Genomic DNA, 14,592 nt, shown 5'->3' with positions numbered 1-14,592 from the left:
TGATTGTAGTACCATTTATATATGCTGTACTACAATCTGGATCACAAAACGGACAATCAATACAATTTAGCAACATCACGCGTTACCAGATTTCAACATCCAGAGGGAATGGATCGAGCGAAAGTGGAAGGCGGCTCCATTATTCCTAACAAGGATTGCTTGCTAATATAGCCTGTGGGTTATAATGTATTTACGGCGTGTAGGACATGGAGGTTTACAGATTGGCATGGGAAATAGTCACACGGGCGCTATTCGATACGTGGTTTAATGAGCAAACTGAAACGGTGCAGGAAGAGGTTTTGGCACACCTCGCTATACTCGAAGAGGATGGCCCACAGCTAGGGCGACCACAGGTTGATCAGATTAAAGGCTCAAAATACAAAAATATGAAGGAGCTTCGAGTTCAGGTTGGCGGCCACCCATTCCGAACATTCTTCGCGTTTGACCAGACACGTAAAGCGATTGTTTTATGTGCGGGAGATAAGAAAGGCGAAGATGAAAAGTTGTTCTACGAACGTATGATTAAGATCGCAGACGCTGAGTTTGCATCGCATCTGATATCACCGGAGGTAAAAGAAGATGGCGACGCTTAAAGAAATGATGGCTAAACGTTCACCGGAGAGCCGCGCCCGCATTGAAGCGCGCACGGCTGAGATCCGTCAGGAAATCACTTTAGCGAAATTACGCGAAGAGCTGAACATGTCGCAGACTCAGCTTGCGTTAGCACTGGGCGTCAAGCAGCCATCTATTGTTAAGATGGAGAAGGTCGAAAATGACCCAAAACTGTCAACGCTGAAACGCTATGTCACTGCCCTAGGCGGCAAGCTTACGCTAGATGTGACCTTGCCTGATGGTAAGCGTATCGCGCTTACTTTGTAATTAAGTCGTTCTGGATTTTCAGTAAGCGCGATTCGTTCACTCCAAAACGAAATGCCCCTCTCCGACTTGCTTATAGCGACGTGCGGGAGGATGGAAATCAGGGGCGCGTACCGGACTGCGCAGTTCATCATTGGTGATATTGCGCACCGGGCGGGTGTCCGGATCCGGCACGGGCACCGCGGAAATCAGACGTCGGGTATAGTCATGCTGCGGATTGTCGAAGATCGCCGAACGTGGCCCGATCTCCACGATTTCACCGAGATACATCACCGCCACGCGGTGGCTAATACGCTCGACAACGGCCATATCGTGCGAGATAAACAGGAATGACAGCCCCAGCTTCTGCTGGAGATCCAGCATCAGGTTGATGACCTGCGCCTTGACGGACACATCCAGCGCCGACACTGATTCATCGGCAATAATCACTTTCGGCTCCAGCGCCAGCGCACGGGCAATACAGACGCGCTGCCGCTGCCCGCCGGAGAACTGATGCGGGAAACGCGAAGCCATATCGCCGGATAATCCCACCTGTTCCAGCAGTTCGCTCACTCGCGCATTTACATTCTGTCGGGTCGCCAGACCGTGCAGCAGCATCGGCTCGGCGATGGCTTCCCCTATCCGCATGCGCGGATTCAGGCTTTCATACGGATCCTGAAATACCATCTGAATCTGCCGCCGCGAATCCGTCAGCTCACGCTTATCCGCCGTCAGGATATTTTTTCCCAGCAGCTGAATGTCACCGCTGACGGCGTCGTTGAGACGAATAATCGACCGACCCGTGGTCGATTTACCGCAGCCCGATTCCCCGACCAGCGCGAGCGTTTCGCCCGGCCAGAGATCGAACGAGACATTCTCCACCGCGTGAACGCGCCCGGACAGCCGACGGAAAAACCCTGATCGGATATCAAATCGAGTAACCAGGTTTTTTACCGTCAGCACTGGTTCCTCTCCCGACACGGTGTTTACCGCCTCCGGCACTGGCTGGCGCTCGCCCGTTTTGAGATCGACCAGCGGAAAGCGCTGCGGCCACTCGCTGCCGGACATCGAGCCTAATTTCGGCACCGCAGACAGCAGCATACGAGTATAGGGCTGTTGCGGATGATGAAAGATCTCCCGCGTGACGGCGTTTTCCACCATTTCACCCTGATACATCACCAGCGTGCGGTCGGACACTTCCGCCACCACGCCCATGTCATGGGTAATAAACAGCACCGACATCCCTTCTTCTTCCTGAAGGGTTTTTATCAGCGTCAGAATTTGTGCCTGAATCGTAACGTCCAGCGCCGTCGTCGGTTCGTCGGCAATCAGCAGCTTCGGATGGCAGGCCAGCGCAATCGCAATCACCACGCGCTGGCGCATCCCGCCGGAGAAGCTCTGCGGATATTCGTTCAGCCGTGATTTAGCCGCCGGAATACGGACTTTTTCCAGCAGACGCACCGCTTCGGCACGCGCTTCCGCTTTCCCCATGCCGCGATGGCGTCGCAGCACTTCCGTAATCTGGTAGCCAATCGGCAAGACCGGATTCAGGCTGGTCATCGGCTCCTGGAAAATCATGCCGATGCGGTTCCCGCGCACGTCCTGCATCGCTTTATTAGGGAGCGACAGCAGCTCGGTGTCGCCGAAATGAATCTGACCCTCAACCCGGCTTTGGCCGGGTGGCAGTAAGCGCATGATGGATTTCGCCATCACGCTTTTCCCTGAACCGGATTCCCCCACCACGGCGACCGTTTCTTTCTCGCCAATCGTGAAGGACAAATCCCGCACCACGTTCATCCACTCCCCGTTCACCTGAAAGGCAGTGGTCAAATGCGAAACGGACATAATCGGCGCTGTCATGTGTGCGTTACCCCTTATTCCTATGGGCGTTCCCACAGATTAATTCCGCGGATTGAGGATGTCGCGCAGCGCATCCCCGACCAGATTGATCGCCACAATCAGCAGCAGCAGCGTCAGCCCCGGAAAGAAGCTGATCCAGTAGTCGCCCGACATCAGGTATTCAAAACCATTTGAGATCAGCAGCCCCAGCGACGGTTCCGTCACGGGCAGCCCGATCCCCAAAAACGAGAGCGTGGCTTCCAGCATGATGGCGTAGGCGATACGCATCGTCGCCACTACGATCAGCGGTGCCAGACAGTTCGGTAAAATATGGCGAAACAGGATACGGCGGTTGGACAACGCCATGCTGCGCGCCGCGTCCACGTAGCTGCGGCGACGTTCCACCAGTGCCGAACCGCGAATCGTGCGTGCGTAGTAAGCCCACTGCGTTACCACCAGCGCCATGATGATCTTGTCGACCCCTTGCCCCAGCACCGCCAGTAGGATCAGTGCAATCAGGATCGGCGGGAAGCTGAGCTGGATATCGACGATACGCATGATCGTGGCATCCGTTTTTCCACCGACGTAGGCGCTAATCAGCCCCAACGAGGCACCAATCAGCAACGCAAGCACCGCACTGGAGAAACCCACTATCAGGCTGATGCGGGTGCCATACAGAATGGCGCTGAACAGGTCGCGCCCTTGATCGTCCGTCCCCAGCCAATACGTCATGCCCGCCATGCTCTGCGCACCCGGCGCGAGTCGGCCATCCATGATGTCGAGCTGCATCAAATCGTAGGGATTCTGCGGTGACAGCAGCGGGGCAAACAGCGCCAGCAGCACGAAAATTGCCAGCATGATCAGCCCACACAGCGCCAGCCTATCGTTAATCAGCGCCATCACCACGCGCATCACCGGATGAGCGGTTTTTTGCACGGCAGCGGGCTGGTGTATCGTATTTCCCGTCATCCTTTGTCTCCTCCCAGCCGCACACGCGGATCGACCAGCACATACAGCAAATCGACCAGCAGGTTAATCACGCTGAACATCACGACGGTAATCATCAGATAAGCCAGGATAACCGGACGGTCGAGCACGGCGATCGAGTCGATAATCAACTTGCCCATGCCCGGCCAGGCATAAATGGTTTCCGTGACGACGGCAAACGCGATCAGCGATCCCAGCTCCAGCCCCAGCACGGTAATCAGTGGAATCAGCGTGTTGCGCAGCACATGAACCAGTACGATGCGGGTTTCCGACAGCCCTTTCGCACGAGCAAACTGCACATAGTCCTGTTGCAGACACTCCATCACGCCCGCGCGCATCAGGCGGATAACCAGCGAGATTTTAAACAGCGCAAGGTTAAACGCAGGTAAGAGAAGATGTTCGAGACCATCGCGGGTCAGAAAGCTGAATGGAATACCGAATAACTCATGCGTATCGCCCCGACCAGAGGACGGCAGCCAGCCCAGCTTCACGCTGAACAGCATGATCATCACCAGCCCAATCCAGAACGTGGGCAGGCTAAAGCCGAGGATGGAAAAAGTCATGATGGATTTGGACACCGCGCTGTCCGGCTTCAGGCCAGCGTAGATCCCCAGCGGAATACCGACAACCAGCGCCATCACGAACGCCACCATCGCCAGTTCGAGCGTGGCGGGCATGCGCTGAAAAATGAGCGTCAGCGCGGGTTGGTTAAAGATAAACGAGTTGCCCATGTCGCCCTGCAAGGCGTTCCAGACAAACAGCCCGTACTGTTCCCAGACGGGCTTATCCAGGCCAAAGGACTGAATCACCGCCAGCCGTTCCGCTGGCGTGGCCGTCGCACTCAATAGCATATCGACCGGATTACCGACCAGATAAACACCCACAAACACCAGCACCGACATCACAGCCAGCGTCAGCAGCGTTTGTCCGATTCGGCTCAGCAGGTAGGCGACCATCAGCGCTCCTCAGATCCATTGATTGCGTCAGCTTCAGAGCCATAGCAACGCAGGCGATCGGCAATCAGCCCGAGAAATCCTTGTTCGTCGATTTCCCGCATGACCAGCGCATTCGCTGGCTCACCCAGCTTGTTATAAAAATCGGCAAACACGTAACCCATGGTCTTACCGGAAATTTCCACCCCGACGCGAACGTGTTTTGACTTGAACAGCTCGGGCTTCAACAGCCACGCAATGACGGTCGCATCATGAATCGGTCCACCTTCACGACCAAAGCGCTCCACTTCGCTACGGTCAAACATGCGCAGCAACGCGGCCATCGCCTTACCCGGCGCACCACCGCTATGTGCGATAGCATCAACCTGTTCCGTCTGAATCAGCGCCTGAAAGGTCACATCCAGCGGCATGATGACAATGGGAACACCGGAAGAAAAAACGATTTCCGCCGCATGCGGATCGGCATAAACGTTGAAATCTGCCCACGGCACGCGATTCCCCATCGCGGTAAAGGCACAGCTCATGGACACAATCTGTTTGATGCCCCGAGCGACATCAGGATGGAAGCACAGCGCCAACGCCAGATTCGTCAGCGGGCCAAGTGAACAAATGGTGATCGGGTTATTATCGGCCGCCGCCTGACGCGTCATCCGCACCAGAAAATCAACGGCGTGTTCCTCTTCCGGCGACAGCGCGCTTTCTGGCACCCAGTCAGAGGAAAACTTGCCGATGTGCGCGTATTTACCGAAAACCTGATCGCGGATGAGCGGGCGCGAAGCACCCGCAAAAATCGGCACATCGGTTCTGCCCGTCACACCTACCACATTGCAGGCGTTCGGCAATGTCGCAGCAAGCGGTACATTACCTGCCACCACGGTAATCCCAAGTACATCCAGCTCGGGCGACGCCAATGCCAGCCAGATGGCTATCGCATCGTCGACGCCGGGATCGGTATCAATAATAATGCGTTCTCGAACCATGTCAGACACTCTCTCTGTAGCGGCTCAATAGGTCGGCAAACAGCTCGACAACCTGTTTAGCATCCACCCCCGTCACCACATCGACATTCGGCTGACGATCGGTTTTTCCGTACCAGTCGGCAACGGTCTGCCCCATGCACAGCTCGCTTTCCTGCTCAATGTAAACGCTGGCTTTTTCCGTCGTGAAGCAGTGCGGTGCCAGCACCCAGGCGATGACCAGCGGATCGTGTAGCGGGCCGCCGCGTGAGCCGTAGCGACGGATATCATTGCGATCCCAAAACGCCATCATTTCACCCAGCGGCGCGGAGATGCGTCCGGATAGCGCAATGAAACGCGCCACTAATTCCGGCGTTAAAATCACCTGATGCGTGACATCCAGCGGTAGCGCGACGATGGCAATCGACGAATCAAACACCACCTTGGCGGCCTGCGGATCGGCAATCATATTGAATTCAGACGTCAGGCTGCGGTTGCCCGCTTCGCGGTACGCGCCGCCCATCATCACGATGCGAGCAATTCCGTCGGCAATCTCGGGTGCCATACGCAGCGCCATCGCCACGTTGGTTAACGGCCCTAACGTACAGAGCGTAATCGGCGTGCCGTCGGCGATCGCCTGACGACATTGCTCAATGATAAAATTCACCGCATGTTTCGCGTCGGCCTGTTTTTGTGGCGCAGGCAGCACCGTCTGACCCAGTCCACTTTCACCGTGAAACTGGCCATGAATAGGGTCGCGCAGCAGCGGCCGATGACAGCCAGCGAAAACGGGGATATCCGTACGCTGACCCAGTTCAACAATTTGCAGCGCATTACGCACCGTCTTGTCCAGCGACTGGTTACCGCACACCGTGCAGATACCGCGAATATCCAACTCTGGTGCCACAAATGCACTTAATAACGCAATCGCGTCATCTATCCCCGGATCACAATCAATAATAATAGGTAAAGCGCTCATCCTTCGATGATTCCTTTTCTCTTTTTAATAGGTACTGCCGAACATCAAGGTGCAGAAAACCCCACACCTCTACAGCGTGAAAAATAACAAAATGTATTTTGCGTTAGAGGGAATCGACGGATGCTAAAACATCCGCGATCTCCTTACGCGCCTTTTCATCCAGCGGTTGCTGAGGCGGCAACGGATCGCCTACCGCAAATCCCTGCAATTGCAGCGCCGCTTTAATACAACCGGCAATGGAATAACGGGCAAAGATTTCATTGATGCGCCACAGCGGACGCTGAAGCTCCATTGCTTTGTTCCAGTCACCCGCGCGGGTGGCTTCATACAAAGCAATACTCTGTTTGGGAACGATACACGCCGGGCCAGCCATCCACCCCACGCCGCCAATCAGCATGACGCAGGCGGGAATATGGGCGGACGCGGAGAAGACATCCATTCGGCCACGGGTACGTTCGATGATGGAAAGCAAGCGCCCGGTATTGGTCGAGGCGTCTTTGATATAGCGGATGTTATTCACATGACTCAGGCGTTCAATGACGGGCAGACTCAAGTCGGAACGCTGGAACTGAGGATTGGTATAAAGCACCACCGGTTTGCCCTGTGCAGCTTCGGCAATGGCGCGAAAATACTGTTCGACGCCTTCGTCTTTCAGGGGGAAATAGGCTTCCAGCACCGCCAGAATGCCATCCGCACCCAGTTCGACGTAGCGTTTCGTTTGCTCAACGGCATCCTGAATGGTTGTTGACGCAACACCAGCGATAACCGGCACACGGCCCGCCGTCGTTTCGATCACCGTTTTAACGACATCCAGACGCTGAGCAGCAGAGAGATAGGCAAATTCACCGGTGCTGCCTAACGGCACGACGCCATGTACACCGCATTGAATCAGATGTTCAGTGAGCTGCGCCAGAACAGGCTTATCAACCTGACCATCGGGCCTGACGGGTGACACCAGATAGGGAAAAACACCGCTAAATGTATTCACTCCGCTCTCCTTGTTACAGATAGATAAGGGGTGAATACTCACCCCTTATTTGAATCATAAATGACAGGTGACTATTTCGCAGAACGGACGAAGTACGGCAGCGTGTAGGCATCGGAACGGCCCACGTAGGTATACTGCTTTTTCATCGCCCAGGTGTTGGACAGGAACATCACTGGAATCACGCCCAGATCGTTCATGCCAATGTTCATCGCCTCAGCCAGCAGCGCATCACGTTTGGTTTCATCCAGCGTGACACGTGCTTCGTTCAGCGTTTTATCAAAGACAGGATTGGAATAGCGACCACGATTACCCTGTCCTGCATTGGGGCCAAAGGTTTCTAACAATGGCCCCAATACTCCAGAAGCTTCCCCGGTTTCAATCGCGGCCCCGCCCATAATCAAACTGAATTCGAGACGAGACGCACGTGAGAAGTACACACTGCCGGGCATCGTAACAACCTCGGTTTTGATACCGGCACGGGTGAACATTTGGCCAATGGCCTGAGCAATTTTAGAATCATTAGGATAACGATCGTTCGACGCGTGGAAGGTCAGCGTGAAGCCGTCGGGGTAACCCGCCGCCGCCAGTTCCTGTTTGGCTTTCTCCGGATTATAAACCGGCGCAGGAATGGAAGCGGAATAGCCTGGGTACCCCTTCGGTACAAGCTGAGAGGCAACAACAGCCTGCCCCTCCATCACACGGTCGACGATTGCCTGACGATTAATAGCTAAAGACATCGCCTGGCGTACTTCTTTTTTTAGTAATGGGTTTTTACCATCAGGACCTTTGGCGAACGGTGATTCATCTCGCTGCTGGTCCATGTGAAGGTAAATAACACGATTCCCTGGTGTTGAAATCGTTTTTAACTGCGAATTTTTTTCAATATTACTGCTGTCGGCTGTTGGAACGTTTTCAATCATGTCCACATCACCGGATAATACTGCTGCTACACGTGCACTACTGTTTTTAAATACACGGACAGTAACGTTGTCCCACTCTGCTTTTCCTCCCCAGTAATCGTCATTACGACTAAGGACTACCCGGTCATCCGGCACCCAGGAAACAAATTTGAATGGCCCTGTACCAATCACATCTTTTCCTGAATTCAACGTTTCCGTTGGGACGTTCTCAAGTCGGGCAGGCAAAATGGAAACCCGACTTAAATTATTCAGCAGCAGCGGCGACGCCTCTTTTGTCTTAATCCGCACCGTTAATGGATTCACTTCTATTACTTCAGCAATGTCGCTGACGTAAGGTGCGTAAGAGCTGGGGCTGTTTTTCGATGCCAGCGCAACACGCTTAATGCTGGCAATCACATCTTTAGCCGTAAAATCACTGCCGTCGTGAAACTTAACGCCAGGACGCAATACAAACTCCCACGTCTTGTCGTCAATCACTTTCCAACTGGTTGCCAGGGCAGGTGCAATCTGCTGTTTTTCATCCTGTACAACCAAACCGTCAAAAATATTGCGCGCCATTGCGCTATTCGCCCCACTCACATAAAACTGCGGATCCATTGATGTGGTGGAGGAAGCCAAACCGATATTCAGGTCCGCGCTATAAACCAAAGGTGAAGATGAAAATAAAACGGTAAACAATAACGCCAGCGTTGATTTCTTCATTCACTAACCCTCTATTCCATGATTGATTACTAGTGAAGTGTATTAAATCTTATGATTGTGAGTCTATGCGCTAGATTGGATAATGAAAAATTGCATTTTGTGTTAAATTGATAACCAAATGTTATGTTTTAAGGTGACGAGCATGCGTATCAATCCCCGCCAGGTTGAAGCCTTTCATAAAGTCATCCTCACCGGAGGCATCACCGCGGCCGCCAACATGATGTACATCACCCAGCCTGCGGTCAGCCGACTGATTAAGGACTTTGAAGACGCACTGAATCTTAAGCTGTTCGATAGGGACGGGCGCGGCCTGATTCCACGCGCGGAGGCGATGAAGCTGTATCGCGAAGTCGAGCGTCTTTATCTGGGGTTGGATCACATCGGGATGATTGCGGATGAAATTCGCCACGCCAAGGGCAGCGTGCTGCGCATCGCCGCCGTTCAGGCGCTCTCGTTTCTTTGTTCAGATCAGGTTCTCCCTACCTTACTCAAGAAATACCCCGATCTTTCCCTGTTTTTAGACATCGAAAGCAGCAGCCATATTACGAGCGCCATTTCTGAAAATCAGTATGACGTCGGCTTTATTTTTGGCCAACCGGGCATCAAAGGGCTGGAAGCCGAACCACTGGCGGACGCCAGTGCTGTCGCGGTGTTAGCGATGGATCACCCTCTTGCCACGGCGGATGAAATTACGCTTGCCGATCTGGCCGGTACGCGCGCTATTCTGCCGGGAAGAACCACACCGCTGCGGGCGCAGCTCGATATCTCCTCCAGAAAAGAGCAGATCTATCTGCATAACCCCATCGAAACCTCAATGGCTAACTGCTGCGTGCTGGCTTCAAGAAACGTCGGCATCGGCGTGGTGGATTTTATTACCGCCCTGAACAGCCCTTCGCCGGTTATCGTTAAGCCTTTCAATCCTGATATAAAAATGGCGTATTGCGCGGTTTATCCCCCGCAAATTCCCCGCAGCCAGGTGGTAAATCACATCACTCAGGTTATGAAAGAAAAAATAGCGAGCAGTCTGGAATTAAAGTAATTCCCAGCCAAAGCCGTTATTTTTATTAATGTATTTATTGAATAATGACCGCTGGGGAATGGATTTATAAAAAATAAAAAACGGAGTTTCTATTTAAAATAGAAATAGCCATCATTGATGGCTATTCGGCGTTATATATTTCTAATCAGGCATTCAGCACAAATTTCTCAATCGCATAAGCGACGCCGTCTTCCATGTTGGTTTTGGTGACGAACTGGCTGGCTTCTTTCACTTCGTCGATGGCATTGCCCATCGCGACGCCGATGCCCGCATAGCGAATCATCGCCAGATCGTTCTGCTGGTCGCCCAGCGTCATGACGCTTTCGCGTGGAATGCCGAGGTGCTCCGCCAGCATCTTCACGCCTTCACCTTTGTTAACGCGCTTATCCAGAATTTCCAGATAGTATTCGGCGCTCTTCATGATGGTGTAGCGCTCAAAGGCTTCCGGTGGCAGTTGGCTGATGGCGCGATCCAATATCTCCGGCTCATCAATCATCATCACTTTCGGGAACGTCAGGCTGCGATCCATTTCCTCTACCGCACGATACTTCAACGGCATCCCGGTCAGGTGAGATTCATGAATGGTGTAAGGGCTGATGTCTTTATTGGCGGTATAGACGAAATTGAAGTCCAGCGCGTGGAAATGGACGCCCAGTTTGCAGGCCAGCGCTTCGAAATAGAGATAATCATCGAAGCTCAGCGCCGTTTGCGCCACACAGTCACCATTGACCGTACGCTGCACCAGCGCACCGTTATTGGTGATGCAGTAACAGCCTTCCTGCTGCAAATCCAGCTCCATCAGGTAGCGTTCGACACCGATGTAAGGGCGACCGGTAGCCAGCACCACCTGCACGCCTTTCTCTCTGGCAGCGGCTATCGCGGCTTTTACCACAGGTGAAATTTGATTTTGGGGCGTCAGCAACGTCCCGTCCATATCAATAGCGATCAGTTTTACAGACATAGTTTTTCCAGCATCAAGTTATCTGTTTTCATGCTAACGCGATTCAGCGATGAAGTCGTTAGTGAAATACAGCAGGGTGACAGGCGTATTACATATATACCCTAAATAATTCGAGTTTCAGGAAGGCGGCGAATGAGAGAATCCCGATGAGCTTACTCAAGTAAGTGATTCGGGTGACCGAATGGAGCCAACGCACATGCAACTTGAAGTATGACGGGTATAACGTAAAAAGCCGTGCGGTTAAGCACGGCTCTGTGACCAACGTTTCCTACAATCGCCGTTATAGTTCGGCACCGTTGCTGGAAATCACCTTCTTATACCAGTCAAAGCTCTTTTTCTTCGAGCGCTTGAAAGTACCGGTGCCATCATCGTGTTTATCCACGTAGATGAAACCGTAGCGTTTGCTGTACTGGCCGGTGGTGAACGACACACAGTCGATGCAGCCCCACGGGGTATAACCCATCAGCTCCACGCCGTCTTCCACAACCGCTTTCTTCATCTGATCGATATGCGCTTTGAGATATTCGATGCGGTACTCGTCGCTAATGCTGCCGTCGGCTTCCACCTTGTCTACCGCGCCAAAGCCGTTTTCGACGATGAACATCGGTTTCTGATAACGCTCGTAGAAGCTGTTCAGCGTATAGCGCAGACCAACCGGGTCAATCTGCCACCCCCACTCCGATGCCTTTACATGCGGGTTCTTCACGCCGCCGTCGAAGTCCGTAATTGAATCTTCTTTTTTCTGGCCTTTTGCCGCCAGTTGCACCGCGCTGCTCATGTAGTAGCTGAAGCCCAGATAGTCCGTGCAACCTTCGCGCAGCGTCTGTTCGTCTTCCGGCTGCATATCAATCTGATAGCCTTTGCGCGCCCACTCTTTCAGGATGTAAGACGGGTAGTAACCACGCAGTTGCACGTCGCCGAACAGGTGACGCTCACGCATCGCTTCCTGTGCAAACATCACGTCATCCGGGTGGCATGACCACGGATAGATCGGCACCAGCGCCAGCATGCAGCCAATTTTGAAGCTCGGGTTAATCTCATGACCCAGCTTCACCACTTTCGCACTGGCGACAAACTGGTGGTGCAGCGTTTGGTACATCGCCTGCTCTGGCTTGTCGTGATCGGTAAAAATCACGCCGGAACAGCAGTAGCCAAACAGCGGATACTGCCAGTTACGCTGGTTGTTAATCTCATTGAAGGTCATCCAGGATTTCACTTTGGACTGGTAACGCTTCATGACTACTTCGCTGTAGCGAACAAAGAAATCCACCACTTTACGGTTCAGCCAGCCACCGTATTGCTTAACCAGATGATGCGGCATTTCAAAGTGAGACAGCGTAATCACTGGCTCGATGTTGTATTTCAACAGCTCATCAAACAGGTCGTCATAGAATTGCAGGCCTGCTTCATTCGGCTCCAGCTCATCGCCATTGGGGAAAATACGCGTCCAGGCAATCGAGGTGCGGAAGCATTTGAAGCCCATTTCAGCGAACAGGGCAATATCCTGCTTATAGTGGGAGTAGAACTCCACCGCCTGATGGTTTGGATAACTGACACCAGGCTGTACGCCATCGGTAATCACACGGTCAACGCCGTGAGCACCGCCGGACAGGACATCACAAATGCTGACGCCTTTGCCGCCTTGATCCCAACCACCTTCAACTTGATGCGCCGCTACCGCGCCGCCCCACAGAAAGTCTTTCGGTAATTGTTGAACAGACATCTTGTTTCCTTCTTATTTCAGGTTTGCATATTATTAATTTATAAGCTGTTTCAGGGTGGAGATTTCCCGATGCAGTTGAATCAGTTCCTCCACCAGCTCACGGCATAGCATCGCGTTCATCAGGTGATCTTGCGCGTGAACCAGAATCAGGTTGACCGGGATTTTTCCGCTGCCTTCATCGGCACCAATCAGGGCCGTCTGGATTTGATGGGCTTTGCGCGCCGCTACAGAAGCCGTGTTCAGCAGTTCCTCAGCCCTGTCCCAGTCGTATTTTCTGGCGGCGCTCAGCGCTTCCATCGAGCTGGAACGCGCCTCTCCCGCATAGATAATCAGTTCCATTACTGTCGTTTCATCAAGAATGGTTTCATCGCGCATCACTCACGGCCTCCTCTGCTGTCCCCACTTCTTGTGCGACCAGCTGACGTTCATACATTTTGAAGAAGGGGTAATAGATTAAGGACGAAACAACAATCAGTACCCCCACCAGCACCACCGCACGCCAGTCCCACCCCGTAGACCAGGCTGCGCCAATCGGGCCCGGCGTTGTCCAAGGCGCAAGAGAAATGACGCGGTGCACCAAATCGGTTTTTAATGCGATATAAGCAAGGGTGGCGTTCACCAGCGGTGCGGTAATAAATGGGATGAACAGCAGCGGGTTCATCACGACGGGTGAACCAAAAATCACCGGTTCGTTGATGTTGAACATGCTTGGCACCACGGCCAGTTTGCCTATGGAGCGCAGGTGAGCAGAACGGCTACGCAAGTAGAGAAAGACCAGCCCCATGGTCGCTCCTGAGCCGCCCACCGTAATGAAGAACTGCCAGAAGGGCTCAATAAAGATTTTGGTGATCGGTGCGCCCGTGTTAAACGCTTCCTGATTTATTCCTAAGTTGGTCAGCCAGAACGCCTGCAAAATGCCAGTCACAATCACCGCACCGTGAATCCCGGCAAACCACAGCAGGTGGCAGAGCAGCACCGCAATCAGGATGGCGGGGAGCGAGTCAGATGCCGAGATAATCGGCGCGAAGACGGCCATAATCGCCTGCGGTAACAGCATGCCGAACTGGCTCTGCATAAACAGGCTAAGCGGGAAGAGCGTCAGGAAGATGGCAAGAATCGGGATCAGCAGATCGAAAGACTGGCGGATTTTCGGCGGCACCTGCTCCGGCAGGCGGATACCAATATTGCGCTTCTGCAAAAAATGCATCAGCTCCGTCGAATAGATCGCCACGATAATCGCGGTGAAAATCCCCTCGCCGCCCAGCGACCCGACCGGCAGGCTTTTGTCGATTTGCGGAGCTGCCACCACCATAAACGACATCAGCGCCAGACTGGCCGCCATAAAACCGTTCATTTTATAGCTCTGTGCCAGGTTATAAGCGATGGCGCTGGTGATATACACCGCCATAATGCCCATCGTCATGTTATAGGGCATCATGATTTGTTCGCCGTGGCGTTCCACCATCCCCAGCCACCACTGTGCAAAAGCCCATTCACTATTCGGGCTAAAAGGTGGATGAGCGAATAACATCATAAAAGAACCGACAATTAAAAACGGCATAGAGGCAATGAAGCCATCTTTAATTGCTACAACATGGCGCTGACTAGAGAGTTTTGCCGCAATTGGACTAATACGGTTTTCGATAACGCTGAATAATGACTCGCTTAATTTACTCATTATTCCTCCCGT

At 53.1% G+C, this 14,592-nt stretch carries 14 protein-coding genes; 3 read left to right on the top strand and 11 right to left on the bottom strand.

Features of this window, described 5'->3' with window-relative positions; all coding sequences use genetic code 11:
• Positions 1-206 precede the first annotated feature (206 nt).
• Both Q3A88_RS13230 and Q3A88_RS13225 read left to right on the top strand, forming a co-directional pair.
• Positions 207-593: a type II toxin-antitoxin system RelE/ParE family toxin gene (locus Q3A88_RS13230; RefSeq protein WP_110164060.1), complete on the top strand. Its 387-nt coding sequence runs from the start codon at positions 207-209 to the stop codon at positions 591-593.
• A complete protein-coding gene (locus tag Q3A88_RS13225; protein WP_010281167.1) occupies positions 580-879 on the top strand; it encodes a helix-turn-helix domain-containing protein in 300 nt (99 codons plus the stop codon). Before Q3A88_RS13230 ends, Q3A88_RS13225 begins: the two co-directional genes overlap by 14 nt.
• Before the next feature lie 36 nt (positions 880-915).
• Here Q3A88_RS13225 and Q3A88_RS13220 read toward each other — a convergent pair whose 3' ends face one another.
• The 7 genes from Q3A88_RS13220 to Q3A88_RS13190 form a co-directional block, all read right to left on the bottom strand.
• Positions 916-2,715, bottom strand: a complete 1,800-nt coding sequence (locus Q3A88_RS13220) for an ABC transporter ATP-binding protein (RefSeq protein WP_317178065.1) — start codon at positions 2,713-2,715, stop codon at positions 916-918.
• A 39-nt stretch (positions 2,716-2,754) separates the two neighbouring features.
• The gene (locus Q3A88_RS13215) at positions 2,755-3,663 is read right to left on the bottom strand and encodes an ABC transporter permease (protein WP_010281171.1); all 909 of its coding nucleotides are present in this window, start codon (positions 3,661-3,663) and stop codon (positions 2,755-2,757) included.
• Positions 3,660-4,637, bottom strand: a complete 978-nt coding sequence (locus Q3A88_RS13210; RefSeq protein WP_010296900.1) for an ABC transporter permease — start codon at positions 4,635-4,637, stop codon at positions 3,660-3,662. Before Q3A88_RS13210 ends, Q3A88_RS13215 begins: the two co-directional genes overlap by 4 nt.
• Positions 4,637-5,614 carry a nucleoside hydrolase gene (locus Q3A88_RS13205; RefSeq protein WP_317178064.1) on the bottom strand — a complete coding sequence of 326 codons (978 nt, stop codon included), beginning with the start codon at positions 5,612-5,614 and terminating at the stop codon, positions 4,637-4,639. The genes Q3A88_RS13210 and Q3A88_RS13205 overlap by 1 nt, the downstream gene beginning before the upstream one ends.
• A gap of 1 nt (position 5,615) precedes the next feature.
• Positions 5,616-6,569 (bottom strand): nucleoside hydrolase, encoded by a 954-nt coding sequence (locus Q3A88_RS13200; RefSeq protein WP_317178063.1) that lies wholly within the window; start codon positions 6,567-6,569, stop codon positions 5,616-5,618.
• Positions 6,570-6,672: 103 nt separating this feature from the next.
• The gene (locus Q3A88_RS13195; protein ID WP_317178062.1) at positions 6,673-7,557 is read right to left on the bottom strand and encodes a dihydrodipicolinate synthase family protein; all 885 of its coding nucleotides are present in this window, start codon (positions 7,555-7,557) and stop codon (positions 6,673-6,675) included.
• A 71-nt stretch (positions 7,558-7,628) separates the two neighbouring features.
• Complete coding sequence (locus tag Q3A88_RS13190; RefSeq protein ID WP_014917115.1) at positions 7,629-9,179, bottom strand: ABC transporter substrate-binding protein; 1,551 nt, start codon at positions 9,177-9,179, stop codon at positions 7,629-7,631.
• Positions 9,180-9,321: 142 nt separating this feature from the next.
• On the opposite strand from Q3A88_RS13190, the gene Q3A88_RS13185 reads away from it, so the two are divergent.
• Positions 9,322-10,218, top strand: a complete 897-nt coding sequence (locus tag Q3A88_RS13185) for a LysR family transcriptional regulator (protein ID WP_317178061.1) — start codon at positions 9,322-9,324, stop codon at positions 10,216-10,218.
• Between the two features lie 145 nt (positions 10,219-10,363).
• On the opposite strand, the gene yidA is transcribed toward Q3A88_RS13185, so the two are convergent.
• From yidA to Q3A88_RS13165, 4 genes are all read right to left on the bottom strand, one after another.
• Positions 10,364-11,179: a sugar-phosphatase gene (gene yidA, locus Q3A88_RS13180; RefSeq protein ID WP_317178060.1), complete on the bottom strand. Its 816-nt coding sequence runs from the start codon at positions 11,177-11,179 to the stop codon at positions 10,364-10,366.
• Positions 11,180-11,459: 280 nt separating this feature from the next.
• The gene (locus tag Q3A88_RS13175; RefSeq protein WP_317178059.1) at positions 11,460-12,902 is read right to left on the bottom strand and encodes a 6-phospho-beta-glucosidase; all 1,443 of its coding nucleotides are present in this window, start codon (positions 12,900-12,902) and stop codon (positions 11,460-11,462) included.
• Positions 12,903-12,935: 33 nt separating this feature from the next.
• Entirely contained in the window at positions 12,936-13,277 is a 342-nt protein-coding gene (locus Q3A88_RS13170) for a PTS lactose/cellobiose transporter subunit IIA (RefSeq protein ID WP_104213074.1), read from the bottom strand.
• Positions 13,267-14,580 carry a PTS cellobiose transporter subunit IIC gene (locus tag Q3A88_RS13165; RefSeq protein WP_014917119.1) on the bottom strand — a complete coding sequence of 438 codons (1,314 nt, stop codon included), beginning with the start codon at positions 14,578-14,580 and terminating at the stop codon, positions 13,267-13,269. Before Q3A88_RS13165 ends, Q3A88_RS13170 begins: the two co-directional genes overlap by 11 nt.
• Positions 14,581-14,592: the final 12 nt, after the last annotated feature.

This window comes from Pectobacterium sp. HCp5_1, assembly GCF_032905925.1.
Classification (GTDB): Bacteria; Pseudomonadota; Gammaproteobacteria; order Enterobacterales; family Enterobacteriaceae; genus Pectobacterium; species Pectobacterium brasiliense_A.
This window is presented reverse-complemented; position numbering and strand designations above follow the sequence as displayed.

Bases quoted from the DNA above. Each gene is read 5' to 3' on its own strand.
- Q3A88_RS13215 (WP_010281171.1), bottom strand. From the start codon at position 3,663: ATGACGGGAAATACGATACACCAGCCCGCTGCCGTGCAAAAAACCGCT.
- Q3A88_RS13175 (WP_317178059.1), bottom strand. From the start codon at position 12,902: ATGTCTGTTCAACAATTACCGAAAGACTTTCTGTGGGGCGGCGCGGTA.
- Q3A88_RS13205 (WP_317178064.1), bottom strand. From the start codon at position 5,614: ATGGTTCGAGAACGCATTATTATTGATACCGATCCCGGCGTCGACGAT.
- Q3A88_RS13190 (WP_014917115.1), bottom strand. From the start codon at position 9,179: ATGAAGAAATCAACGCTGGCGTTATTGTTTACCGTTTTATTTTCATCT.
- Q3A88_RS13200 (WP_317178063.1), bottom strand. From the start codon at position 6,569: ATGAGCGCTTTACCTATTATTATTGATTGTGATCCGGGGATAGATGAC.
- Q3A88_RS13170 (WP_104213074.1), bottom strand. From the start codon at position 13,277: ATGCGCGATGAAACCATTCTTGATGAAACGACAGTAATGGAACTGATT.
- Q3A88_RS13210 (WP_010296900.1), bottom strand. From the start codon at position 4,637: ATGGTCGCCTACCTGCTGAGCCGAATCGGACAAACGCTGCTGACGCTG.
- Q3A88_RS13220 (WP_317178065.1), bottom strand. From the start codon at position 2,715: ATGACAGCGCCGATTATGTCCGTTTCGCATTTGACCACTGCCTTTCAG.
- Q3A88_RS13230 (WP_110164060.1), top strand. From the start codon at position 207: ATGGAGGTTTACAGATTGGCATGGGAAATAGTCACACGGGCGCTATTC.
- Q3A88_RS13165 (WP_014917119.1), bottom strand. From the start codon at position 14,580: ATGAGTAAATTAAGCGAGTCATTATTCAGCGTTATCGAAAACCGTATT.
- Q3A88_RS13185 (WP_317178061.1), top strand. From the start codon at position 9,322: ATGCGTATCAATCCCCGCCAGGTTGAAGCCTTTCATAAAGTCATCCTC.
- Q3A88_RS13225 (WP_010281167.1), top strand. From the start codon at position 580: ATGGCGACGCTTAAAGAAATGATGGCTAAACGTTCACCGGAGAGCCGC.
- yidA (WP_317178060.1), bottom strand. From the start codon at position 11,179: ATGTCTGTAAAACTGATCGCTATTGATATGGACGGGACGTTGCTGACG.